This window comes from Stenotrophomonas sp. 10L48, assembly GCF_056395105.1.
Window position 1 is genome coordinate 456,187 of the sequence record NZ_JBFTIX010000005.1, and the last position, 23,497, is coordinate 479,683.

Sequence of the window (23,497 nt, forward strand, 5' to 3'; positions counted from 1 at the left end):
CTCAGGCGACCGCCTGCAGCACGCCCGCACGTTCGCCGATGTCGCTGAAGAAGCGCGCGCTGCGGCGGATCACTTCGCGCCGTTCGCGATCGATGGTGATCATGTGGTAGCTGTCTTCCAGTACAACCAGTTCGGTCGGTCCGCTGACGCGCGAGATCACCAGTTCGGCATTGCCCATGCTGGCCACGTCATCCTCGCGGGCATGCATCACCAGGCATGGTGCCGTGACCTGGTGCAGGTGACGGCGTGTCCAGGTGCTCAGTGCACGCATTTCGGCCAATGCATGCCACGGGTTGCCTGGCAGGCCGGCAGCGGCACTGTCACCAGAGAGCATGGCGGCGCTGACCTGCGCACGCAGGCGCTCGTCGCGCAGGCCGTACGGCGGCTCTTCCATGAACATGCGGTCGCGGCCGATCCCCAGGCGCTTGAACCACGGCAACAGGAACGAGAAGCGTGCGACCGCCGGAATGTTCCAGCCGTCGTAGCGGAAGGTGGCGCCGTACACCCCCACGCCGGAGACCCAGTCCGGCCGCCGCGCGGCCAGCGCCAGCGCCAGTACCGCCCCCATCGACAGGCCGCCGACGAACAGCTGGTCGACCTTGCCACGCAGGTCCGCCGCCGCGTCTTCCACGCCCTGGTACCACTGTTCCCAGCGGGTCTGCAGCAGGTCTTCGACGCTGCCGCAGTGACCCGGCAGCTGCACGCCATGCACGCTGAAGCCCGCGTTGTTCAGCCCTTTGCCCAGCATGCGCATTTCGGCGGGCGTGCCGGTCAGGCCATGGATCAGCAGGACACCCTGCGGGCCACCGGGAAGAAAGAACTCATGGGATGCAGGCACCAGTCGGCTCCAGCGCGGCAGTCGGGAAGGCCAGCATCGCAAGCGCGATTTTCGGCAACCTTTCAGCGGTTCGTCTGGATCAAGGGCCCTTCAGCAATGGTATGGTGATGGACACCTTCAGGCCACCGCCGGGACGGTTGAGGTAGCCCAGGCGTCCGCCCAGGTGCTCGACGGCCTCATGGGCGATGGCCAGGCCCAGGCCGGTGCCGCTGGCTGCAGTGCCGGGCGCACGGAAGAAGCGCTCCCCCAGCCGCGACATCACGTCCTCGGGCACGCCCGGGCCATTGTCTTCGACGTACAGCTCGACATCGTTGTCGTCCAGGGCCTGCACGCCGACGGTGACGGTCGCATCCGCGCCGGCGTAGCGCAGGGCGTTGTCGATAAGATTGTCCAGCGCCTCGTGCAGCAGTGCGCCGTTGCCCAGTATCCGCACCGGCTGCTGCGGACCCAGGTAGCCCAGGTCGATGCCATCGCGGATCGCTTCGGGCACGCGCATGCCCACCCATTGCGGCACCAGCTCGGACACATCCAACGCCTCCACCGTCTCCGGCACGGTCTGTGCCCGGCTCAACGCCAGCAGCTGGGTGCTGACGCGTGCAGTGCGCTGGTTGAGCCGGCGGATGTTCTGCAGCGCTTCGCGCACGGTCTCTGGATCGCCGTGCGCCAGTGCCTGGTCCACGTGCAGTGCCATGCCCGCCAACGGCGAGCGCAACTGGTGGGCGGCGTCGGCAATGAAGCGGTTCTGCAGCGTGATCATTTCCGCCTGCCGCGCGAACAGGCCATCGATGGTGCTGATCAGGGGCTGGATTTCCTCGGGCACGTCCGCGTCGGAAATCGGTGCCAGCTCGCCGCGGCGCTGGGCCAGGCGCGAGGTCAGCGGGGTCAGGATACGCAGGCCGTGGGTGACGCCGAACCAGACCAGCGCGGCCATTCCCAGCGCCAGCATGGCCATCAGCGGAATGACGATCATCAGGATTTCGCGCGCACGCTGGCGACGGTCGGCCATGCTTTCGGCCACGGTCACTGCCAGCTGGTCCTGCGGATCGTTCATCGCCTGGGTGCAGACCGTCGACATGCGCACCTGCTGGCCGTTCAACTCACCTTCGTACAGCGCCGGGTGCGTACCGCTGCAGTCCTGCGAGGGCGCATAGGCGCTGAAATCTGCGTTGCCGGCGATGGTGCCCAAGCGGCTGCTGTCGACGTTGAAGTAGCGATGACCGTCGGGGTCGTACTCGATCAGAAAACGTGCCTGCGGAGACAGGTCGCTGCTGACCGGCATCGTGCTGAGCATCTGTGCGAACGACACCGTGTCATCGGTCAGGTTGCGGTCGTGGATGCGGTTGGAGTAGTCCAGCGCCACGTAGTAGGCCAGCAGCGTGTTGAAGGTCAGCAGGCCCAGCATCGGCAACGCCAGGAAGGCGAGCAGGCGCCGGCGCAGGCTGGGCGGTCCGCTGATCACGCGCTGGCGTCTTCCAGCATGTAACCCAGCCCGCGCACCGTGCGGATGCCCATACCACCCGGCTGCAGCTTGCGGCGCAGGCGGTGCAGGGCGATGTCCAGGCCGTTGTCGGTCAGGTCCTGGCCCCAGTCGCATAGGGCCTCCACCAGCTGCGCACGCGAGACGATGCGCTCGGCACGCACCGCCAGGGCGGACAGCAGGCCGAATTCGCGCGCGGTCAGCTCCAGCGTCTGCTCGTCTATCCACACCCGGTGCCCGGTCAGGTCCAGGCGCAGCCGGCCGATGCGCAGGTCGGGGTTGCCGTTGCTGGTGACCCGGCGCAACTGCGCGCGCACGCGTGCTTCGAATTCGTCCAGGGCGAAGGGCTTGACCAGGTAGTCGTCGGCTCCCAGGTCGAGCACGCGCACGCGCTCGGCCAGGCCATCGCGTGCGGTGACCACCAGCACGGCCAGGCCATCGCCGCGCTGGCGCAACCGCTGCAGCACATCGCGGCCGTCCAGCTGGGGCAGGCCCAGGTCCAGCACCAGCAGCGCGTACTGGGTGGAGTTCAGGGCGGCATCGGCATGCGCGCCGTTGTCCACGTGGTCGACCACGTGGCCCTGCCGGCGCATCGAGGCGCACAGGCCAGAGGCGATGTCCGGATCGTCTTCTGCGATGAGTACGCGCATGCGCGGGGCTCCTGGGGGCGGATGGGCCGCCCGCTGGACAGGGCGGGCCTCTCGGCTGCCGAGGGTAGCGGCAAACGGGGGGAGGTGGCAGGCGTGAGGGGGCCAGGCGCACCCGGCGCTGGCCCTTCGTTCAGTCCTGCAGGCCAGGCTGGCCCTTGGCCAGCGGCACCCGCGATCCGTCCAGCAGGCCGCGGCTGAGCTTGCCGTCCTCGATGAACAGCAGTTCGCCGTTCTCGCCATTCTTGATGCTGCTGTCGATGGCAATCACGCGGCCGTCGTGGAAGCTGCTGACGTGTGGCATCGAGGTGTGGCCGACCACGATGCGCTTGAGCTGGAGACGGTCGAGCACCGCCTGTACGCCCTGGCTGTCCAGGCGCCCGTCGAAGTAGCCGCGGTACCAGATCGGGCTGGTCTTGCCGTCGTACAACGGTGCGGTGACGGGGTCTGCCTTCACCTCGGCCTTGGGAATGCCCAGCGAGGCCTGGTAGGCGGCATTGGTGTGGGCCGGGTCCAATGCCATCTGCACCGCTTCGGGCGAGATGCCGCCATGCAGGAACAGGGTATCGCCGATCTGCAGCAGCACCGGCCACGTGCGCAGCCACTGGCCGATCACCGAGTCGGCAGCATACAGCTGCGGATAGCTGCGACCGAGCAGCTGCGCGCTGCGCAGGTATTTCGGATTGACGTAACGCAGGTCGTCGTACAGCACCATGGTCTCGTGGTTGCCGAGCACGAAATGCACCGCGCCACCGGCGGCGGCCGCCTGCTGCTGCAGGCCATACAGCAGCCAGAACGCTTCGGTCACCTGCGGGCCGCGATCGAACACGTCGCCGGCGATCACCAGCGTATCCGTGCCCAGTGCCCAGCGGTCCTGCGTGTCGATCACCCGGTTGGCGCGCAGCAGGCGGACCAGCAGCGCGTACTGGCCGTGGATGTCGGACACGGCGACGATGCGTGGCACGGCCGGCAGTATCGATGCCGACGGCGCGTTCGGCGGCAGCACATGCACCGCATGCGGGTAGCCGCAGCGCGCGGCAACCTCCGTGCCATCGGTGCCGGCCTGCACGCTGTGGGTTTCCACCTGGTCCTGGCAGATCCACTGCGCTTTCAGCTGCGCGCCTTCACGGAACAGGTAAGGGCCGTCGCTGTCCACGTGCTCTGCAGGTGCTGCCACGTCGCGGGCAGAGGCCAGTGGTGCGGCCAGCAGCAGGACCAGTGGCAGCAGGATCGACAGGGTTCGGGCGTGGTTCGGCATCGGCGGCATCCAGCGGCAGGAGACGAGCGATGCTAACCGTCCACGGACGCCATCGGTGTGCGCGAACGGGCGGATCAGGCCCGGCCGCCTTCCCCCTTGAGCTTGCGCACGCGGGTATCGGCGGCGCGCACGGGCTGGCCGTCACGGCCATGGGGTTGCATGTAGGGCAGTGGCCGGCGGCTGCTGGATTCGATCAGTTGCGAGTGCGCTTCGCCAGCAGCGAAGCAATGCCGTTCTCCCCATTGGCGCAGGGCCACCAGCAGCGGAAACAGGTCCTGGCCGGCCGCGGTCAGCACATAGTCGTGGTAGGCGCTGCCATCGGCGGCGGGCTGCTGCACCAGCAGCCCCGCCTCGACCAGGCGCCGCAGGCGGTCGCTGAGGATGTTGCGCGCCGCGCCCAGGCTGCGCTGGAAATCGCCAAAGCGACTGACGCCATCGAAGGCATCGCGGATGACCAGCAACGCCCAGCGGTCGCCGAGCAGATCGGCGCTGCGGGCCACGGGGCAGGGGCTGTTGGCGTGCATGGCGGACTCCCTCGATTGTGGTTGCAGTTTAAAACCAGTGGCGCTACCGTGCACCTGGTTTCAAAATGCAACCACACTGATGATGCCTTCGCTGTCCCGCCCCGTGTTGGGCCTGCTCGCCATTGCTGCCGGTGCCAGCGTGGCCAATGTCTATTTCGCGCAGCCGTTGCTGGAGCGCCTGGCCCGCGATTTCGCCCTGGATGCCGCCGTGGCCGGTGCAGTGCTGGCTGCCACCCAGGCCGGCAGCGTGCTGGCCCTGCTCGGGCTGCTGCCGTTGGCCGACCGTGGCGACCGCCGTCGACTGCTGCGGGTGCAACTGCTGGCGCTGGTGGTGGCGCTGCTATGGCTGGCCGCCGCCCGCAGTACCGCGTGGTTGCTGTCGGGCATGCTGCTGGCGGGTCTGCTGGGTACCGCGCTCACCCAGGGACTGATCGCCTACGCCGCCAACCTCGCTGCACCGGAGCAACGCGGGCGGGTGGTCGGCATGGTCCAGGGCGGCGTGTTCATCGGCCTGCTGTCGGCACGCGTGGTCTCAGGTGCGGTAGCCGCCGTAGCGGGATGGCGCGCGGTGTACCTGCTGTCGGCATTGCTGATGGCGGCGCTGGCACTGCTGCTGTGGCGGCGCCTGCCGCACGTGCCGGTGCCCGCAATGCCGCCGTCGTGGCGCAACCTGCTGCGTTCGATGGCCGATATGCTGCGGCAGGATCGCGCGCTGCGCGAACGCGGGCCGCTGGCATTGTTCCTGTTTGCCGGTCTCAACGTGTTCTGGGCCGCGGTGCCACTGCCGTTGTCGGCGCCGCCGTTGAACTGGTCGACCGCCGCCATCGGCGCGCTGGGCCTGGCCGGCATCATCGGCGCACTACTGGCAGCGCGGGTCGGGCACTGGATGGATCGTGGCCTTGCCCACCGGGTGAGCCTGGGGGCGCTGCTGCTGATGCTGGTCGCCTGGCTGCCGTTGCTGGGCCTGCCGTACTCGCTGGCCCTGTTGCTGCTGGGCGTAGTGGTGCTGGATCTGGGCGGGCAGGCGTTGCATGTGTCCAACCAGGCCCTGCTGCTGCGTGCACCGGCCGAACAGCATGGACGCCTGGTGGCGCTGTACATGATGTTCTATGCCGTGGGCAGCGGTGTGGGGGCTGCGGCAGGCACCTGGACGCAGGCGCGCCATGGGTGGCCGGCGGTGTGCGCGCTGGGCGCGGGCATCGCGCTGCTGGCACTGACGTGGTGGGCGACGTGGCGCATACCGCGCAAGGACGCTGCGTAGCGTCGAGACCGTCCGGCGCCACGTCACGCGCGCTGCAGGCTCAACGTTGCAGCGCGCGTCGTCCCGGAGCTTCCGGCAGTGCGTCGTCGGCCACCACCACCCGGTTGCGGCCCTGTCGCTTGGCGGCATACATCGCCGCGTCGGCGCGCGCCATCAGCCGCTCGTAATCGGGATGCCCATCGTGTCCGGCCACGCCGATGCTCGCGGTCAGCGCCAGCGTCTGTCCGTTGGGCAGGGTGATCGGCGACTGTGCGATCTGCCGGCGCAGGCTTTCGGCGATCACCTCCGCCTGTGACTCGCTTGCCGCCACCAGCACCACCACGAACTCCTCGCCGCCGTAGCGGAACAGGTAGTCGCTGCCTCGGGTCTGCTGGCCGAGCAGGGCTGCGACGTGCTGCAGCGCGCGGTCGCCGGCGTCATGACCGTGGCCATCGTTGATCGCCTTGAAATGGTCCAGGTCCAGCAGCAACAACGAGAACGGCGTGTGGTTGCGCGTGGACAACTCGATCTCACGACGTAGCACGGTCGGCAGGAAGCGCCGGTTGAGCAGGTTGGTCAACGCATCGCTGCCCGCATCCAGTTCACCGATGCGTTCGAACAGCAAGGTCATCAGGTTGCGGATGGTGGCCAGGTCTTCGCGGATCATCGGCAGGGCGGTCAGCCGCCGTGCCGGATCTTCATCGGTGGCGCGCTGCAGGCGGTTGTCGATGCGGGCCATCAGCTGGCCCACCTGCTGCGTCTCGCTGCTTTCGCCGAAGCTGGGAATGCCCTTGTGGGTGAACCACAGGCCGAATTCCGAGCTCGCCAGACTGGCGTTGTCGGCACCGGTCGCATGGCCGGCGAGGGTGTACAGCAGGCTGTTTTCCCAATCCAGCAGCAGGGCGCGCTGGCGCTCGCGCTCGGTGCTGACGTTCTGCACCAGCGAGAACAGCCGGTACGCCGCATCGGTGCGCGAAGAGCGCTCACGGGCGTGCGTATAGGCCAGCGTCATGCCTTCCATGGCGATGTCCATGATCGCGCTGAGGCAATCGATGGCGGCGAAGGCGGTGTCGTTGTCAGCGGCATCGGCGCGCAGGCGGATGAACAGCTCGTGCTTGAGTACGCGCGCACCGCGGGCCACCAGGTCCACCGGAATACCGACCCGTGCGTGCACATCGCCGATCACCCGTTGTGCGGCGACGGTAGCGGCAATGCCATCCGCATCGGTGGTCAGCAGCTGGGCCAGCCAACGCTGCATCGCCGGTTGCAGGCGCTGCTTGACCTGTTCGTGGGACAGGAAGCGGCGCGCACGCGTGTCCTGCAGCAGCACTTCGTAGAAGCGCTGCGCCAGCGTCGGCGGTGCATCGGCGGCCACGGCATGCAGCAGCGCGGCGGCGGCGGGGCCGGCCAGCAGCAGACACTGCTGCCAGGCCTGAGCCAGCGGTTGGCTGGCTTCGTCCAGTTGGGGTGTATCCACGTCGATCTCTAACGGCGCACAACAGACCACGGTATCGGCCGCAGCTGTCGACGGTTGATGGCAGGGAAGCCGGCCAGTTTAAGCGCCATGCAGGCCGAAAAACGCGGATGAAGCACATGCCGGCCGATGCCGCAATGCGTTGACGCATTTGAGAATCACTCGCATTTATGAAAAAATGATGGCAGGAACCGGCATGCGGGCATCCCGCAGTGATCGTTCCGCCTCCCCCGTCGCCGCCTCGTGCCCTATGCCAGAGGCTTCCGTTGCCCTGCCAGAAGGTTCAGAACATGCCTGCAAACACTCTTTCACCGCGCCCGCTGGCGCTTGCCATCGCTGCGCTGCTGGCCACCGCTGCCGTCACCGCCCATGCGGAAACCGATGCCACCGATATCGACACCGTGCATGTCACTGCCTCGCAGATCGCGCGGCAGGCGCTGGGCACTTCCACCATTACCGCCGAGGACATCGCCAAGCGGCCGCCGGTCAACGACATCGCCGAACTGCTGCGGACGATGCCCGGTGTCAATCTGACCGGCAACAGTGCATCGGGCCAGTACGGCAACAACCGGCAGATCGATCTGCGCGGCATGGGGCCGGAAAACACCCTGATCCTGATCGACGGCAAGCGCGTGGGTGCACGCGACGCGGTGCGCATGGGCCGCAGTGGCGAGCGCAACACGCGCGGCGATACCAACTGGGTGCCGGCGGAAATGATCGAACGCATCGAAGTGCTGCGCGGCCCGGCAGCGGCACGCTATGGCTCGGGTGCCTCCGGTGGCGTGGTCAACATCATCACCAAGCGCCCGACCGGCGACCTGACCGGTGCGGTTGACCTGTACGGCCTGGTACCCGAACACAGTGCCGAGGGCGGCAGCGAACGCCTCGGCCTGCAGCTGAGCGGGCCGATGACCGACACGCTGTCGTTCCGGTTGTACGGCAACCTCAACAAGACCGATGCCGATTCGCTGGATCTCAACCGCGACTTCGCCACCGGTGCCAATGCGGTACCGCCAGCGGGCCGCGAAGGCGTCAAGAACCGCGACGTCAACGCGCTGCTGCGTTGGGACGTGACCGCCAACCAGGTGGTCGAGTTCGAGGCCGGTACCAGCCGCCAGGGCAACATCTATGCCGGCGATCGTGCGGTCAGTACCACTGGTACCTCCACCGGTGTCGACCTGGCCGCGCTGGCCGAGCAGCAGGCCGAGACCAACCGCATGTATCGCACCACCGGCGCGATCACCCATCGCGGACGCTGGGGCGATGTCAGCTCGCGGCTGACGGCAGCGGTGGAAGGGGTGAACAATTCGCGCATCAACGAAGGCCTGGCCGGCGGTCCGGAAGGCAGCTTCAATGGCGCCGACTGGTCGACCTCGCGCCTGCGCAACTACCAGCTGGACGGCGAGGTCAGCTTCCCGACCACCCTCGGCGGCGCGGAGAACGTGTGGACGCTGGGCTTCGAGTACCTCGACAGCCGACTGACCGATCCCTATTCGATGAGCCAGTCCAGCAGCAGCGGTGGCGGCATTCCGGGCCTTTCGGCCGATCGTGCACGCGGCAAGTCCGAGGCACAGACCACCGCCGTCTACGTGGAAGACAACATCTATCTCGGTGAACGCTGGATCGTGACCCCGGGCCTGCGTTTCGACCATCACAGCCAGTTCGGCAACAACACCAGTCCGAGCCTCAACGCGCAGTTCCGGCTCAACAGTGACTGGGTGGTCAAGGGCGGCATCGCACGCGCGTTCAAGGCGCCGAACCTGTACCAGTCCAACCCGGACTATCTGTATTACACCCGTGGCAACGGCTGCCCGAACGCGTTGCCGAGCCTGGGCGCCGGCTGCTACATGCAGGGCAATGCGGATCTCAGGGCAGAGACCAGCCTGAACAAGGAACTGGGCGTGGAGTGGGCACCGCAGAGCGGCTGGCAGGCCTCGTTGACCTATTTCCACAATGACTACAAGGACAAGATCCAGGCCGGTTACACCCAGATCGGCCTGACGGCCGACCGCAAGGGCCGCATCTTCCGCTGGGAGAACGCACCCAAGGCCATCGTGCAGGGGCTCGAGGGCAACCTGGTGATCCCGCTGCTGGGCGAGCAGGGTGACCGCCTGAAGTGGAGCAACAACTTCACCTACATGGTGGAGAACGAAAACAAGAGCACCGGCCAGCCGCTGTCGGTGATTCCCAAGTACACCGTCAACACCATGCTGGACTGGCAGGCCACCGAGCAGCTGTCGCTGCTGCTGACCGGCACCTTCTACGGCAAGCAGGAACCGGCCACGGCCAACATCAACAACGATCCGCGCTGCACCGCCAACTGCGATGCGTCCACCGTGCTGCAGACCCGCGGCGCGTACAACGTCTGGGGCGTGAGCGCGCGCTACAAGGTGACCGACACGGTCAGCGTGGGCTTCGGCGTCAACAACCTGGCCGACAAGCGCCTGTTCCGCGAGGCCAACAGCAGTGACGCCGGTGCGGCGACCTACAACGAACCCGGCCGCGCGTACTGGGCCAGTCTGCGTTTCGGCTTCTGATCCGATGAGCGCTGCGCCGGGAGGGTTCCGGCGCAGCCTGATGGCTTACTTTACCTGGCGGCAATCGCGAAGGTGGACACCACCGGTGTCCATCTTGTCGACCACGCCGTCCAGCTTCACCCAGTCGTTCTCGCGCAGGGTGGCGCCCAGCGCCATCTGATCCGGGGCCAACGCACAGTGAACGGTGAAATTGGCATTGTTGTTGTCGTTCGACTGGCGCCCGCCGATGCCACCGATGCCCTTCATCTTGGTGACCAGATAGCCCACCTCGATGGTGTTTGTAAAGCGGTTGGGCTGGGCGGTGTAGACCTGGCCATCGATGATGAAACGACGGCCGAAATACTTGACCAGCAACGGCTGGTACATTGCTTCCGTGTCGGGCGGGGTGCTGGAGCCGGAGAACAGCGCCTTGAGCGGTGCGGTATTGATTTCCCGCTGCAGCCGCTTGGAGTCCTTGCCCATTTCGGTGGACATGCCGACCGCGGTGGCCTGGATCGGCTTGTCGAAGCCACTGGAGACACGCACGGCTTCGGCGATCGCCTCGCCCTCGGGGCCGGTCTTGAGCTTGTCCAGCCAGCCACACAGCGCGCTGCGTGCGTCCTCTTCCTTGGCGGTCTGCCCCCGTGACAGTTTGGTGCCGACCGCCACGTTGCCGCCATTGGAGGCGGTGATGACGCTGACCAGCGGCACCTTCGTGTCGGTCTGCAGCACGTACATCTGGCCTTCCGTCTCGGTGATGACGTCACCGCTGACGAAATTGTTGCCCTCATCAAGTGCCGCCTTGCGCAGCTGGCCCAGCGCACTGCGCGGCTTCAGGCCGGGAAGAGTGACCTCGGAGGTAAAGAACTGGCCATTGCGGGGGTCACCTACCGAGCGGAAATTCTGCTGGCAGGTCTTGGCCGAGGCGCTTGCGGCCATGCCCAGCGTACAGGCCACGGCGACGGCGACCCAGGGAGTCTTGGTAGTCCACATGTTCCGAATTCCTTGTGCTTGTGTGTCCATTGCGGGCAGCCACGCCGAGGCGATACGGCTGCCCGTCCCCGTCCAGAGGGGATGCGGCCATCATAGTGTGGCCCGGCACGGGCGCAAGCCGCAGCGACCCGCGTCGCGGATTCTGCAATGTTATAAACACCGTGATAGTTTCCCGACACCCGCCGGCGTAGCCTGACTCCCATCGCCAAGGAGCTGTTGCCATGGGTCACGACCACGATCACCTGCCATCCGAGATCCGCCACGAGAAACCCTTGTGGTGGGCGCTCGGCCTGACCTCCACCTTCCTTGTCGTGGAGGTGGTCGGTGCGTTCTGGACCAACAGTCTGGCACTGCTGTCCGATGCCGCGCACATGGCTACCGACACCCTGGCGCTGATGATCGCGCTGGTGGCCGTGCGGCTGAGCCGGCGCCCGCCGGATGCGCGCCGCACCTACGGTTATGCACGTCTTGAAGCACTGGGCGCGATGATCAACGGCGCAATGCTGTTCGTGGTTGCCGGCTACATCCTGTGGGAAGCCATCGGTCGCTTCCGCCAACCGCAGGAGATCGCCTCCACCGGCATGCTGGTGATTGCAGCGGTCGGCCTGGTGATCAACATGATCTCCATGCGCCTGCTGCAGGCCGGCAGCGGCGAGAGCCTCAACGTGAAGGGCGCCTACCTGGAAGTGTGGGCCGACATGCTCGGCTCGGTGGCGGTGATCGCCGGCGCGCTGTTGATCCAATGGACCGGATGGAAGCCGATCGACCCGATCCTGGCCGTTCTGATCGGTTTGTGGGTGCTGCCGCGCACGTATGTGCTGATGCGCGAGGCCATCAACGTGCTGCTGGAAGGCGTGCCCAAGGGCATGGACGTGGCCAGGGTCCGCGACCGCCTGTCCGACCACGACGCAGTGCTGGACGTGCATGACCTGCACGTGTGGGCGCTGGCGTCCAGCACGCCGGCACTGACCGCGCACATCGTGATGCGCGAAGGCGACGACGCCGACCGCCTGCGGCGCGAACTCGGTGATCGCCTGCACGATGATTTCGGTATCGAACACGTGACCTTGCAGATCGAAGCCGACCACTGCGGCGAAGCCTGTGGCCAGCCGTCGGCGACGAGGGACGACGATCACGCCGGGCACGATCATGCAGCTGCCGATGCGCAGGGCCATCGCGGTCACGTGCATCGCTGAAGCGGGTGTGGCGGCCGGTGCCCGGCGCTACCTCTGTTCGTCGCGCCGCGAGGCCAGCCGATCCGCCAGCCGGGTCGGCTCGGGCAGGCGATAGCCGCGCAGCGTGCGCTGTACCCAGGCCAGCGCGGTATCGGCACTGACCCGATGCCCGCCGGCGACGAACAGCGGCTTGCAGCGAAGCTTGCTGCGCAACACCCAGCCGAGCTGCTCGCCGCCGTCCAGCAACGGCGTGTGCGCGCCGGCCTCAGGGTCGGGCTCGATGAAGCGGCCCACCAGCTTCGATTTGGCCACGCCGATGCTCGGCAGGTCGGTCACCACGCCCAGGTGTGCGGCAATGCCCAGCCGGCGCGGATGGCTGATGCCATGGCCATCGACGAACACCAGGTCCGGTGCGCGCGGCAGCAACGCCAACGCAGCCAGCAGCGCCGGCAGTTCGCGGAAGCTGAGCAGGCCCGGGATATAGGGCATCACGGTGGGGATGCGGGCGATTTCCTGCGCCACCGGCTGCAGGGTGTCCGCGTCGAGCAACACGGCCGCAGCGCGGGTGATCGCGCCGTCTTCCTCGAAGCCGACATCCAGCCCGGCCAGCCAGCGCACGGTAGCGGGCAGCCGGTCCTGCCGCTGCACGCGGGTCGCCAGCTGCTTCTGCTGTTCGCGGGCGGCGCTGACGCTGCCTTCCCAGCGCCCGGGGTCGATCAGTGTATTCATCGGCCACAGGATGACATCCACACCGCCACGGCGCGGTGAGCGGGCGCCGGGGCTACAATGGCCGCCTGCCTTTCCTCGCGTTGGAGACCCTGCAGTGACCCGTAAACTCGTACTGTTGCGCCATGGCCAGAGCCAGTGGAACCTGGACAACCGCTTCACCGGCTGGGTCGATGTCGATCTGACCGAGCAGGGGCGCCGGGAAGCGGCTGCCGCCGGCCGCCTGATGCGCGAGGAAGGCCTGCAGTTCGACGTCGCCCACACCTCCGTGCTCAAGCGCGCCATCCACACCCTGCAGGGTGCGTTGGCCGAGCTGGAGCAGGACTGGCTGCCGGTGAACAAGTCCTGGCGCCTCAACGAGCGCCACTACGGTGGCCTGCAGGGCCTGGACAAGGCCGAGACCGCCGCCAAGCATGGCGAGGACCAGGTCAAGGTGTGGCGCCGTTCGTACGACATCCCGCCGCCGGCGATGGACCTGGAAGATCCGGGCCACCCGATCCACGACCGCCGCTATGCCGGGCTGGATCGCAACGCGCTGCCGGGCACCGAATCGCTGGCCACGACGCTCGACCGCGTGCTGCCGTACTGGCACGACGCCATCGCGCCGCAGTTGAAGGATGGCAGGACCGTGCTGGTCACCGCCCACGGCAACTCGCTGCGCGCGCTGTACAAGTACCTCAACAACGTCTCGCGCGAGGAAATCCTCGAGCTGAACATCCCGACCGGCATTCCGCTGCTGTTCGAGTTGAACGACGACCTCACCGTGAAGTCGTTCCGTTACCTGGGTGACCCGGAAGCGGCACGCAAGGCCGCCGAAGCCGTGGCCAACCAGGGCAAGGCCAAGTAAGAACGAAGGGCCGGCGCAAGCCGGCCTTTCTAAGACTTGGAGTTTCAAGACCGAAGAAGCTAGTCAAAACGGAATATCATCGTCTTCAATGAAGCGGGTGCTGGGACGAATGGGTTCTCTGCGGGTAACAAGAAGATCCTTGTGAAGCTTCATCCATTGGATGCCTTCAGGAGTTATTTGGTAGTGCTTGACGGGGTATGTTTGCCCGTTTGAATCCTCCTCAACAAGGCTCCGGGAAATTAGGAAACTCTTTTCGGTCAGTGTCGCGACGCCGAGGGCGATGCCCACCTCAGTTAAGCCGGCGCTTGAGAGCTTTCTATCCAGTTCCCAGTGGCTGATGCTTCCGATTTCGGTGGGCCAGAATGCAAACGCCAAGGACAAGACCGCGATCTCATTTGCATCAAGGTCTGTGTTGTTCGCGATGTTGGGATTCAACGTTGGCGCAAGCTGTGATCGTTGCTCGTTGCGCAATTCGTGTTGAATGAGTTTGACAAGATTGGCTTCCAGTTCTTCGTAGCCGCTTCTGGAGTCAGTTCGGTAAAAGACAACAGGTCGATGTTGAACATCAAAAGGAAGCCTGGGGCGCTTTCCTTTTTCACAGAGTATGACAACAGGTCGATTGAGGGCTAGTGCGTAACCGAGTTCTAGCCAGACGTTGGGGTTGTCTTCGGAAACTTCGGCGATACAGGTGGATGCGCTGGCGATTGCGCTTTCAATTTTTTCAATTATCGGATTTAGACCAAGGATTTCATCTGCTCTTTGAGGCTCCACTTCTGCAAGAAGAAGTGCCGGGCGTATGGTCTCTCTATATCTTCGGTCGTAGACGTTCCCATCGAAAGTCTGAATCACAAAGCAGGTCGGTTTTGCCTGTTGCATGTGAGGTTCTCTTGGGTGATCCAATTTATTGACCGGTCGCCGCTAGCTCTTCCGTCTGTGGCGATGTCGTCTTCGGTTTGTTCGTTATTCCGAAGGGAATGTGTACAGATGGTGCGGCTTGGCTTGCTGCGGCAAGGTGCAGTGATTGATCGTCGAAAAATATATGAGGCTTGAGGACTTCGAGGATCAAGCGTTTTTCAATTCCACCCAAGAAGAATGCGTCGTTTACAATTACGCCCCAACTCTTCAGTGTGTTGATTGCGCGCTCATGCGATGGAGCATTTCGGGCGGTGACGATGGAGACACGAAGCCTATTTTTGTATGTTGGGTCCGACTTCCTTTTCAGCTCCTCGGCCTTCTGGATTGTTGAGATCTTGAGGAGGAACTGCTTTAGTGGGCCGCCACCGTGAGGTTCCATGACATTGGCTGTCTCGTGAGTGTGGAATTGCGCAAGGTTTCCATTCTGCATCACGGTTTCGGATGAGTCGTCAGCAAGAACTCCATCGAAGTCGAAGGCAATGCGAAGTGTTGTGTCGCTTGGGTCGTCAATTTTCTTTGAATCCATTACATATCCGGCCGGCAGTCCAAGTGCAATCGCTTCGAGAACATCGCTCTGATTGCCTGATAGGAATAGGGATATGTTGAGCGCAGGCACATATGCGTAGGGCGAAAGGCCTTGCTGAAAAATTGCGCGAGAGATGCTCAAGTTGTGGTGGGCAATTGAATTCATCACCCGAAGTCCCGTATCTGGATCATTACGAGATAGAAGGACGACTTCGACCAGCGGAGCGTGGGGGGCGGGACTTAGGTCATTGAGAGAGAGAAGGCGTCGGATGAAGGAGAAAGCCATTCCCGGCTGGAGTGCATCGTTCCTGTGCTGCTCTTGATATGTGCGATAGGCTTCCTCCCCCTCGTTTCGAAAGACCCTATCCGACTCGCTCAAGTCGAACATTGCACTAGATGCGACACCTACCACCAAACGATCCTTTAGTTCGTAAGGCATATCTTCTCCATTTTTTATGATTTTTGCGGTAGATCCGATTGGGGCGATGTTAGCAAGCACGATAGCGGAAAACCCCAAAGGCGAAATCCAACAGCTGTGGAGCCTGCGGCGTGACCTTTGGCCGGTCCCCACCATCGCCGCAGCGGCTACGCTGGACGATTCGCCGTTGGAGACACGCCATGAACGTCCGTAATCTGGTCCCGCTGGGCCTGACCATCGCCATCGCCGCTTCGCTCGCCGCCTGTGGCAAGAACGAGACCGCGCCCGCTGCCGACGCCGCCAAGCCGGCGTTCGACCAGTCGCAGATCAAGACCGCGCTGATCAGCCTCAACAGCGCCGATCTGGATCCGTCCATCGCCGCGTGTACCGACCTCAACGGCTTCGTCAACAGCAAGTGGCTGAAGGCCAACCCGGTGCCGGGCGACCAGACCACCTGGGGCAGCTTCGAAATCCTGCGCGAGCGCTCGCTGGAAGTGCAGCACGCGCTGGTGCAGCAGGCCGCCGCCAGCCAGGCCAAGGCCGGCTCGGTGGAAGCCAAGATCGGTGACATCTGGAAGACCGGCAACGACGAAGCGAAGATCGAGGCCGCCGGCCTGGCGCCGCTGCAGCCGACGCTGGACAAGATCACTGCGCTGAACGACACCGCCGCCATCACCCAGTACCTGCGCGACAGCCAGGCGCAGGGCCAGGGCGTGCTGTTCTCGCTGTTCGCCAATGCCGATTACAAGGATTCGGCCAACGTCATTGCGTACGTCGGCCAGGGCGGCCTGGGCCTGCCGGAGAAGGGCTATTACTTCGACGACGCGCAGGCCAAGATCCGCGACGCCTACGTGGCCTACATCGCGCAGGTGCTGACGCTGTCCGGCGTGGACGCGGCGCAGGCTGCCGAACAGGCCAAGGCGGTGATGGCGTTCGAGACCCGCCTGGCCAAGGCCTCGATGTCGCGCATCGAAATGCGTGACCCGGCCAAGCGCTACAACCCGCTCAGCGCCGCCGACGCGGACAAGCTGACCCCGAACTTCAGCTGGACCGCGCTGTTTGACACCCTGAAGGTGCCGGCCGCGCAGAAGTTCTCGCTGGCCCAGCCGGGCTTCTTCAGCGAAATGGACAAGATGCTGGCCGACGTGCCGGCCGCCACCTGGCAGTCCTACCTGCGCTTCCACACCATCGACGACGCCTCGCCGTACCTGAGCAGCCAGTTCGAGAAGGCCAACTTCGAGTTCTACGGCAAGACCCTGCGCGGCCAGCAGGAAATGCAGCCGCGCTGGAAGCGCGTGCTGGAGTCGGTGAACGGCGGCATGGGCGAAGCCCTCGGCCAGCTGTACGTGGACGCGGTGTTCCCGGCCGAATCGAAGGAGGCCATGCAGCACCTGGTGCAGAACCTGTCGGTGGCGCTGAAGGCGCGCCTGGAGCAGCTGCCGTGGATGGGCGAGGAAACCAGGAAGAAGGCACTGGAAAAGTGGGCCAGCTTCACCCCGAAGATCGGTTACCCGGACAAGTGGCGTGAGTGGACGGGCCTGCAGACCAACGGTGACAGCTACCTGGGCAACATGCAGGCAGCGCGTGCGTTCAACTACCGCTACATGCTGGACAAGATCGGCAAGCCGGTGGACAAGACCGAGTGGGGCATGACCCCGCAGACCGTCAATGCCTACTACAACGCCACCAAGAACGAGATCGTGTTCCCGGCGGCGATCCTGCAGGCACCGTTCTTCGATGCCAAGGCCGATCCGGCATTGAACTATGGCGGCATCGGGGCGGTCATCGGCCACGAGATGATGCACGGCTACGACGACTCGGGCAGCCAGTTCGCCGCCAACGGCAACTTCGACAACTGGTGGACCGACAGCGACCGCAAGGCCTTCACCGAACGCACCGACCAGCTGGTCGCGCAGTTCGACGGCTATGAATCGGTGCCGGGCGTGTTCGTGAAGGGCAAGCTGACCCTGGGCGAGAACATCGGTGATCTGGGTGGCCTGACCGTGGCCTACGATGCCCTGCAGATGGCGCTGAAGGAGAACCCGAAGGCGAACGTCGAGGTGGACGGTCACAGCCAGGACCAGCGCTTCTTCATGAACTGGGCCACCGTGTGGCGTCGCAACTTCACCGACGGTGAGCTGCGCGTGCGCCTGAACACCGATCCGCATGCACCGGCGAACTTCCGTGCCAACGGCGCGCCGTCGAACATGCCGTCCTATGCCGCCGCGTTCCAGTGCAAGGCCGGCGATGCGATGGTGCGTGCGGACGACAAGCGCGTGGTGATCTGGTAAGCGATCGCCGGTAACGCGTGAAGCAGAAGGCCCGGCGAATGCCGGGCCTTCTCGTTGCAGTCGGCTAGAACAGGCGGCAGATCAGCCCGGGCATTTCAGGTACTGAGACAATGTGGCCTGCCATGCGCTGGCCGGGTCGAAGCCTGGCACCAGGCCACCGCCCTTGCCGGTGAAATTGGACATGCCATGGGCCAGCATGTAGGTCGGGGTGTACGAGGGCGGCCCCATGCGCTTGCTGAAGGTGCAGATGCCAGCGACGTAGGCTGGCGCCTTGTCGGGGCTCAGCTGCGCCTTCAATGCGCTGTCGAAGCGACCGAGATTCTCCTCGCCCATGGCCGAACCGGCCATCGCCTTGAGCGCGTTGTAGGCAGCGTGTCCCGTCTCGTCTGCGACGCGCTGGCGATCGAAATGAGCGAACACGCCGGCGATGTTGTAGAGATCGATGGCGTCCTGCATGCGTCCATCCTGCACGCAGCGCGGCAGGGCATTCATCAGGGTGGCAGGTGAGGTGCCAGCGGTGACCTGGTTGCGCGACAGGCATGCGGCGGCTGGCGCGGTGCCATCCTGCTGGGCCTGCGCGAACGGCGCCAGGGCCAACAGCAACAAGCCCAGCGGTGCGGCGATACGGGTGTTTCCTTTCATGGGTGATGCTCCTCGTAAGCAGGGCCGTCTGCGGCCGACCCTCAGCTTGCGGGGATCGGCGCGGCTGCGCAAGCGAGGCGCCGTCCAGCCGGTGAAGGCTCAGGCCAGCGCCGGCTCGTTCCTGAGCATGCCGTGGAAACGCTGCAGCACGTAGGGATCGATCAGGCCACCGGCCTGCTCATCGAGGATCCGCAGCACCGTCTCGTGCTCCATCGCCGCGCGGTAAGGGCGCACGCTGGTCATTGCATCGTAGGCATCGGCAATGGTGACGATGCGGGCGCCGAGCGGAATGGCCTCGCCGTGCAGGCCATCGGGATAGCCGCTGCCATCGAACGCTTCATGATGGGCACGGATCAGTCGCGCGACCGGCGCGGCATCACTGCGGCCGGTGGCCAGGAAAATGTGCTCGCCGCGCACCGGGTGCTCGCGCATGATCGCGCGCTCTTCGTCGCTGTGCCGGCGCGGGCTCAGCAGTACCTCGTCGGGGATGCCGATCTTGCCGATGTCGTGGAAGCGTGCGGCCAGGCCGACCTGCGCACAGGCGTCCTCATCCAGGTCGCAGTGCAGGGCAAGGTGCTGCGCAAGAAGGCCCACGCGGTCACAGTGGTGGCGGGTATAGGCATCACGCATCTGCAGTGACATCGACAGGGCGTCGATCAGGCAGGCCTGCGCGTGCAGGAGGTCGGGAGGTCTGGGCTGGGGCATCGGAACTGGCGGCGCGGCGAAGCTGCGCAGAAAACGGAAAGGCCCGCGAGAGCGGGCCGGGGCGGCGCATAGGGTACCCGCATCGGTGTCACGCGGGGGGCATCGACGGTCCCGCGTGGGGCTGTGCGTTCAGTCGCATGCAGCATTTGGCCCCGGCCGCATCGCAACCGGGGCTGCGCGGATCAGCCGGTGGTCTGCAGGTGGATGCGATGGGCTTTGGCGAAGGCGTCCTGCGCGTCGCTCAGGGTCTGCATGTCTTCGTCCATCCTGGTCACGGCCTCATCCAGCGTCTGCAGCAGCGGGGTGACCTGTTCTTCGCTGTAGCCATCGGGCAGGGCGGCCAGCTGTTCCATCACGGCGAACATGTGTTCGGTGCTCTTCAGGGAATCGAGCAGGTTCTGGTGCAGTGCGTCGGCGTCCTTGCCATGGGTGAACTGCTGGACGAAGACCAGCCGGTCGGCGATTTCCTTGTGCGCGTTCTTCAGGCCGAAGCGATGCTGCTGCATGCTCTTGCCGTCCTGCAGCGACGCATGGAAGGACTCGCCGTTCGGGCCGTTGGTCCATTGCTCGACCACGCTGACCGTGCCGTTCCAGCTGGCGACATTCTCATGCAGGTAATCGCGGTTGCTCATGCCGCTGTGGCAGGCCGCAAGCAGGCCCAGGCTGGTGGCGAGCAGAAGGGGGGCGAAACGATTCACGGCAACACTCCTTGTCGCGGGCGCAGGAAACGGAAAGGGCGCCGGTCTGCCGCCCGCGGCGGACCGGCACCCTGCAGATCGATCAGCGCAGGGCCAGGGTCAACAGCAGTGCCCGCGCGGCATTGAAGCGGTCTTCGGGCAGCGGCAGCGGATGCTTGACGCGCAGCTTGTCCGGACCGTCCATGGCATAGAGGTTCGGTTGTTTCTGGATCAGCTGGATCACCGCCATCGGATCGATGTTCGGCTTGGATTCGAACACGATGCGGCCACCGTTCTCGCCCAGGTCCAGCTTGCGGATGCCCAGCGAGCTGGCCTGCAGCTTCAGCTCGGCAATGGCGAACAGGTTCTTGGCCGCATCCGGCAGCAGGCCGAAGCGGTCGATCATCTCCACCTGCAGTTCGCGCAGCGCATCGCTGTCGCGCGCGCTGGAAATGCGCTTGTACAGCGTCAGGCGGGTGTGCACGTCCGGCAGGTAGTCGTCCGGAATCAGCGCCGGCACGTGCAGCTCGACCTCGGCGCCCCGCGCTTCTTCGCCGGCATCGATGTCGGGCAGATGGCCCTGCTTGATGCTGCGCACTGCGCGTTCCAGCAGCTCGGTGTACAGGCTGAAGCCCACTTCGGCCATCTGCCCGCTCTGGTCCTCGCCCAGCAGTTCGCCGGCGCCGCGGATTTCCAGATCGTGGGTGGCCAGGGTGAAGCCGGCGCCCAGTTCGTCCATCGAGGCGATCGCTTCCAGGCGCTTTTCCGCATCCGGCGTGATCGAACGACGGTCGGGCACGACCAGGTAGGCATAGGCGCGGTGGTGCGATCGACCGACGCGGYCACGCAGCTGGTGCAGCTGGGCCAGGCCGAAGCGGTCGGCACGGTTGATGATGATGGTGTTGGCGTTGGGGATGTCGATGCCCGATTCGATGATCGTGGTCGACAGCAGCACGTTGAAGCGCTGCTTCTGGAAGTCCAGCATCACCTTTTCCAGCTCGCGCTCGGGCATCTGCCCATGGGCGATGCCGATGCGCGCTTCGGGCACCAGCTCGGACAGCTCGCGCTGCATGCGGCCGATGCTTTCCACGTCGTTGTGCAGGAAATACAGCTGGCCACCGCGTGCCAGCTCGCGCTGGAAGGCTTCGCGCAGCAGCGCGTTGTCCCACTGGGTGATGAAGGTCTGCACCGCCAACCGGTTCGGCGGCGGGGTGGCGATGATCGACAGGTCGCGCAGGCCGGCCATGGCCATGTTCAGCGTACGCGGAATCGGCGTGGCGGTCAGGGTCAGCAGGTGCACGTTGGCGCGCAGTGCCTTCAGCGCCTCCTTCTGGCGCACGCCGAAGCGCTGCTCCTCGTCGACGACGACCATGCCCAGGTCCTTGAACTTCACGTCCGGCTGCAGCAGGCGATGGGTACCGACGATGACGTCGATGGTGCCGGCGGCGACCTTTTCCAGCTCGGCCTTGATCTCCTTGGTGCTCTTGAAGCGCGACAGCACCTCGACCTTCATCGGATAGTCGGCGAAGCGGTCGCGGAAATTGCGGTAATGCTGTTCGGCCAGCAGCGTGGTCGGCACCAGCACCGCCACCTGCTTGCCAGCGCTGGCGGCAGCAAATGCGGCACGCACGGCAACTTCGGTCTTGCCGAAGCCCACGTCGCCGCAGACCACGCGGTCCATCGGCTGGCTGCTGGCCAGGTCACGCAGGGTGGCGTCGATGGCGGCCAGCTGGTCCGGGGTTTCCTCGAACGGGAAACCGGCGGCGAACGGCTCGTACATCGCGCGGTCCACCTGCAGTGCCAGTCCGGCACGCGCCTGGCGGCGGGCCTGGATCTCCAGCAGTTCGGCGGCCACATCGCGCACCTTCTCGGCGGCCTTGCGCTTGGCCTTGCTCCACTGTTCGCCACCCAGCGAATGCAGTGGCGCGGTTTCGGCGGACGCGCCGGAATAGCGGCTGATCAGGTGCAGCTGTGCGACCGGCACGTACAGGCGGTCGCCCTTGGCGTACTCGATTTCGAGGAACTCGCCGGGCATGCCGCCGACGTCCATCGCGATCAGTCCGCGGTAGCGGCCGACGCCATGGTCCTCGTGCACGATCGGCGCGCCTTCGGTCAGTTCGCCCAGATCGCGGATGATCGCTTCCGGCTCTCGTCCGGCGCGGCGCGTGCGACGGGTGCTGCCGGCGCGCTCGGGGAACAGCTGGCGTTCGGTCAGCACCGCGATGTGCGGCGCATCCAGGGCGAAGCCGTCTTCCAGCGGCGCCACGGCAATGGCGAAGCGTTCGTCGCTGGCCAGGAAGGACAGCAGGTCGGCCACCACCGGTGGCTTCAGCTCGGCGGCCTGCAGCACTTCCAGCAGGGCCTCGCGACGGCCCGGCGAATCGGCGGCGATCAGCACCCGGCCAGGGTAATGGCCAAGGAAGGATTTCAGCGCGTCACCGGCCGGTGCTTCACGCGCGGCCACCGGCAGCGGCGGCAACGGCTGGTCGCCCAGCGCATGCGCCTCGGCGATGCGGGCGTGATCGGCAGCCCATACTTCGATGCGCGGTGCGTCGTTCAAACGCTCGCGCAGCAGGTCCGGCGACAGGTACAGCGCCGACGGTGGCAGCAGCGGCCGTTCAACGTCATGGCGGCGTTGCTCGTAGCGCTCGCCGGTCTGCGTCCAGAACGTCTCTGCCGCTTGAGCGGCGCCCACGCAGACGACCGGCAGGCTGCCGGCAGGCAGGTAGTCGAACAGGGTGGCGGTGCGCTCGAAGAACAGCGGCAGGTAATACTCGATGCCGGCCGGGGCCAGGCCCGATTTCAGGTCCTGGTACAGCGAACTGCGTCGGGTATCGACGTCGAAGCGCTCGCGCAGGGTCGCCAGCACCCGGGCGATGCTGGCGTCGTCCATCGGTACTTCGCGGCCGGGCAGCATGTGCACCGCCTCGACCTTGTCCAGCGAGCGCTGGCTTTCCGGATCGAACGCACGGATCGAATCGATGTCCTCGTCCAGCAGTTCCACCCGCAGCGGCTCGTCGGCGCCCATCGGGTAGACGTCAAGCAGGCCGCCACGCACGGCGAAATCACCCGGGTCCATCACCTGCGGCACGTTGCGGTAGCCGGCGCTTTCGAGGCGACGCTTCTCCGCTTCCAGGTCCAGGCGCTGGCCGACTTCAAGATTGAAGCTGCCGCCGATGACATAGCTGCGGGGAGCCAGATGCTGCAGCAGGGTCTGCACCGGCACCACCACCAGGCCGCGCTTCAGCGTGGGCAGGCGGTGCAGGGCCGACAGGCGCTGCGAAATGATGTCCGGGTGCGGGCTGAAGCGATCGTAGGGCAGCGTCTCCCAGTCCGGGAACGCCACCACCGGCAGGCTCGGGTCGCCTCCCAGCAGGGTATGCAGATCCGCTTCGATCTGGTTGGCACCGTGGTTGTCACGGGCCACCACCAGCAGCGGTGCGTCATGCGTGCGCGCTGCCTGGGCCAGATACCAGGCCAGGGCAGTGGGCGAGGCGGGGGCGCGCCACCAGGCGCGAAGCTGGCCGGCACGTGGCAGCGGCGGGGCGGGGTATTGAGTACGCGACATGAACCGCGGATTTTAGCAGAAGCCCCCGCCTGGCCCATGAT

The 23,497-nt window shown here is 65.6% G+C and carries 19 protein-coding genes; 5 read left to right on the forward strand and 14 right to left on the reverse strand.

Translation table 11 applies throughout. The features are described from left to right. Position 1: 1 nt before the first annotated feature. The 5 genes from AC1DCU_RS11370 to AC1DCU_RS11390 form a co-directional block, all read right to left on the reverse strand. Positions 2 to 838 (reverse strand): alpha/beta hydrolase, encoded by an 837-nt coding sequence (locus tag AC1DCU_RS11370; protein WP_025873779.1) that lies wholly within the window; start codon positions 836 to 838, stop codon positions 2 to 4. 79 nt (positions 839 to 917) lie between these two features. Beyond that, positions 918 to 2,297: a sensor histidine kinase gene (locus AC1DCU_RS11375; RefSeq protein WP_025873778.1), complete on the reverse strand. Its 1,380-nt coding sequence runs from the start codon at positions 2,295 to 2,297 to the stop codon at positions 918 to 920. Beyond that, positions 2,294 to 2,965 carry a response regulator gene (locus tag AC1DCU_RS11380; protein ID WP_025873777.1) on the reverse strand — a complete coding sequence of 224 codons (672 nt, stop codon included), beginning with the start codon at positions 2,963 to 2,965 and terminating at the stop codon, positions 2,294 to 2,296. Before AC1DCU_RS11380 ends, AC1DCU_RS11375 begins: the two co-directional genes overlap by 4 nt. Before the next feature lie 130 nt (positions 2,966 to 3,095). Next, positions 3,096 to 4,220: a metallophosphoesterase gene (locus tag AC1DCU_RS11385; RefSeq protein ID WP_032976027.1), complete on the reverse strand. Its 1,125-nt coding sequence runs from the start codon at positions 4,218 to 4,220 to the stop codon at positions 3,096 to 3,098. A gap of 74 nt (positions 4,221 to 4,294) precedes the next feature. Next, positions 4,295 to 4,744: a winged helix-turn-helix transcriptional regulator gene (locus AC1DCU_RS11390; RefSeq protein ID WP_032976028.1), complete on the reverse strand. Its 450-nt coding sequence runs from the start codon at positions 4,742 to 4,744 to the stop codon at positions 4,295 to 4,297. A 79-nt stretch (positions 4,745 to 4,823) separates the two neighbouring features. On the opposite strand from AC1DCU_RS11390, the gene AC1DCU_RS11395 reads away from it, so the two are divergent. Continuing rightward, positions 4,824 to 6,005, forward strand: coding sequence for an MFS transporter (locus AC1DCU_RS11395; RefSeq protein ID WP_032976030.1), 1,182 nt, complete (start codon positions 4,824 to 4,826; stop codon positions 6,003 to 6,005). A gap of 40 nt (positions 6,006 to 6,045) precedes the next feature. Here AC1DCU_RS11395 and AC1DCU_RS11400 read toward each other — a convergent pair whose 3' ends face one another. Then, positions 6,046 to 7,461, reverse strand: coding sequence for a GGDEF domain-containing protein (locus tag AC1DCU_RS11400; RefSeq protein ID WP_032976031.1), 1,416 nt, complete (start codon positions 7,459 to 7,461; stop codon positions 6,046 to 6,048). A 287-nt stretch (positions 7,462 to 7,748) separates the two neighbouring features. Between AC1DCU_RS11400 and AC1DCU_RS11405 the strand changes: the two genes are divergently transcribed. Next, positions 7,749 to 9,995: a TonB-dependent siderophore receptor gene (locus AC1DCU_RS11405; RefSeq protein WP_442251705.1), complete on the forward strand. Its 2,247-nt coding sequence runs from the start codon at positions 7,749 to 7,751 to the stop codon at positions 9,993 to 9,995. A 45-nt stretch (positions 9,996 to 10,040) separates the two neighbouring features. Here the strand turns inward: AC1DCU_RS11405 and AC1DCU_RS11410 are convergent, their stop codons facing one another. Next, a complete protein-coding gene (locus tag AC1DCU_RS11410; RefSeq protein WP_032976034.1) occupies positions 10,041 to 10,967 on the reverse strand; it encodes a hypothetical protein in 927 nt (308 codons plus the stop codon). A 221-nt stretch (positions 10,968 to 11,188) separates the two neighbouring features. On the opposite strand from AC1DCU_RS11410, the gene AC1DCU_RS11415 reads away from it, so the two are divergent. Beyond that, a complete protein-coding gene (locus tag AC1DCU_RS11415) occupies positions 11,189 to 12,163 on the forward strand; it encodes a cation diffusion facilitator family transporter (protein WP_032976035.1) in 975 nt (324 codons plus the stop codon). Positions 12,164 to 12,190: 27 nt separating this feature from the next. On the opposite strand, the gene nfi is transcribed toward AC1DCU_RS11415, so the two are convergent. After that, entirely contained in the window at positions 12,191 to 12,871 is a 681-nt protein-coding gene (nfi, locus tag AC1DCU_RS11420) for a deoxyribonuclease V (RefSeq protein WP_025873770.1), read from the reverse strand. Between the two features lie 94 nt (positions 12,872 to 12,965). Between nfi and gpmA the strand changes: the two genes are divergently transcribed. Continuing rightward, positions 12,966 to 13,715 (forward strand): 2,3-diphosphoglycerate-dependent phosphoglycerate mutase, encoded by a 750-nt coding sequence (gpmA, locus tag AC1DCU_RS11425; protein WP_032976037.1) that lies wholly within the window; start codon positions 12,966 to 12,968, stop codon positions 13,713 to 13,715. Positions 13,716 to 13,778: 63 nt separating this feature from the next. Here gpmA and AC1DCU_RS11430 read toward each other — a convergent pair whose 3' ends face one another. Both AC1DCU_RS11430 and AC1DCU_RS11435 read right to left on the reverse strand, forming a co-directional pair. After that, positions 13,779 to 14,591 (reverse strand): hypothetical protein, encoded by an 813-nt coding sequence (locus tag AC1DCU_RS11430; protein WP_442251706.1) that lies wholly within the window; start codon positions 14,589 to 14,591, stop codon positions 13,779 to 13,781. A 25-nt stretch (positions 14,592 to 14,616) separates the two neighbouring features. After that, positions 14,617 to 15,594, reverse strand: coding sequence for a 5'-nucleotidase (locus tag AC1DCU_RS11435; protein ID WP_081794552.1), 978 nt, complete (start codon positions 15,592 to 15,594; stop codon positions 14,617 to 14,619). A 179-nt stretch (positions 15,595 to 15,773) separates the two neighbouring features. Between AC1DCU_RS11435 and AC1DCU_RS11440 the strand changes: the two genes are divergently transcribed. Next, positions 15,774 to 17,864, forward strand: a complete 2,091-nt coding sequence (locus AC1DCU_RS11440) for a M13 family metallopeptidase (protein WP_032976040.1) — start codon at positions 15,774 to 15,776, stop codon at positions 17,862 to 17,864. Positions 17,865 to 17,945: 81 nt separating this feature from the next. Here AC1DCU_RS11440 and AC1DCU_RS11445 read toward each other — a convergent pair whose 3' ends face one another. The 4 genes from AC1DCU_RS11445 to mfd all read right to left on the reverse strand — a co-directional run bounded on the left by AC1DCU_RS11445 (position 17,946) and on the right by mfd (position 23,456). Next, positions 17,946 to 18,506: a hypothetical protein gene (locus tag AC1DCU_RS11445; protein WP_032976041.1), complete on the reverse strand. Its 561-nt coding sequence runs from the start codon at positions 18,504 to 18,506 to the stop codon at positions 17,946 to 17,948. Positions 18,507 to 18,605: 99 nt separating this feature from the next. Next, the gene (locus tag AC1DCU_RS11450; RefSeq protein ID WP_025873766.1) at positions 18,606 to 19,211 is read right to left on the reverse strand and encodes an HD-GYP domain-containing protein; all 606 of its coding nucleotides are present in this window, start codon (positions 19,209 to 19,211) and stop codon (positions 18,606 to 18,608) included. 182 nt (positions 19,212 to 19,393) lie between these two features. Then, positions 19,394 to 19,909 carry a hypothetical protein gene (locus AC1DCU_RS11455; protein WP_032976043.1) on the reverse strand — a complete coding sequence of 172 codons (516 nt, stop codon included), beginning with the start codon at positions 19,907 to 19,909 and terminating at the stop codon, positions 19,394 to 19,396. An 82-nt stretch (positions 19,910 to 19,991) separates the two neighbouring features. Continuing rightward, positions 19,992 to 23,456 carry a transcription-repair coupling factor gene (mfd, locus tag AC1DCU_RS11460; protein ID WP_478014170.1) on the reverse strand — a complete coding sequence of 1,155 codons (3,465 nt, stop codon included), beginning with the start codon at positions 23,454 to 23,456 and terminating at the stop codon, positions 19,992 to 19,994. Positions 23,457 to 23,497: the final 41 nt, after the last annotated feature.

Excerpts from the sequence above, each read along its gene's own strand:
- AC1DCU_RS11380 (WP_025873777.1), bottom strand. The coding sequence starts at position 2,965 with ATGCGCGTACTCATCGCAGAAGACGATCCGGACATCGCCTCTGGCCTG.
- AC1DCU_RS11385 (WP_032976027.1), bottom strand. The coding sequence starts at position 4,220 with ATGCCGAACCACGCCCGAACCCTGTCGATCCTGCTGCCACTGGTCCTG.
- AC1DCU_RS11390 (WP_032976028.1), bottom strand. The coding sequence starts at position 4,744 with ATGCACGCCAACAGCCCCTGCCCCGTGGCCCGCAGCGCCGATCTGCTC.
- AC1DCU_RS11395 (WP_032976030.1), top strand. The coding sequence starts at position 4,824 with ATGATGCCTTCGCTGTCCCGCCCCGTGTTGGGCCTGCTCGCCATTGCT.
- AC1DCU_RS11405 (WP_442251705.1), top strand. The coding sequence starts at position 7,749 with ATGCCTGCAAACACTCTTTCACCGCGCCCGCTGGCGCTTGCCATCGCT.
- AC1DCU_RS11410 (WP_032976034.1), bottom strand. The coding sequence starts at position 10,967 with ATGTGGACTACCAAGACTCCCTGGGTCGCCGTCGCCGTGGCCTGTACG.
- AC1DCU_RS11415 (WP_032976035.1), top strand. The coding sequence starts at position 11,189 with ATGGGTCACGACCACGATCACCTGCCATCCGAGATCCGCCACGAGAAA.
- nfi (WP_025873770.1), bottom strand. The coding sequence starts at position 12,871 with ATGAATACACTGATCGACCCCGGGCGCTGGGAAGGCAGCGTCAGCGCC.
- AC1DCU_RS11430 (WP_442251706.1), bottom strand. The coding sequence starts at position 14,591 with ATGCAACAGGCAAAACCGACCTGCTTTGTGATTCAGACTTTCGATGGG.
- AC1DCU_RS11435 (WP_081794552.1), bottom strand. The coding sequence starts at position 15,594 with ATGCCTTACGAACTAAAGGATCGTTTGGTGGTAGGTGTCGCATCTAGT.
- AC1DCU_RS11440 (WP_032976040.1), top strand. The coding sequence starts at position 15,774 with ATGAACGTCCGTAATCTGGTCCCGCTGGGCCTGACCATCGCCATCGCC.
- AC1DCU_RS11445 (WP_032976041.1), bottom strand. The coding sequence starts at position 18,506 with ATGAAAGGAAACACCCGTATCGCCGCACCGCTGGGCTTGTTGCTGTTG.
- AC1DCU_RS11450 (WP_025873766.1), bottom strand. The coding sequence starts at position 19,211 with ATGCCCCAGCCCAGACCTCCCGACCTCCTGCACGCGCAGGCCTGCCTG.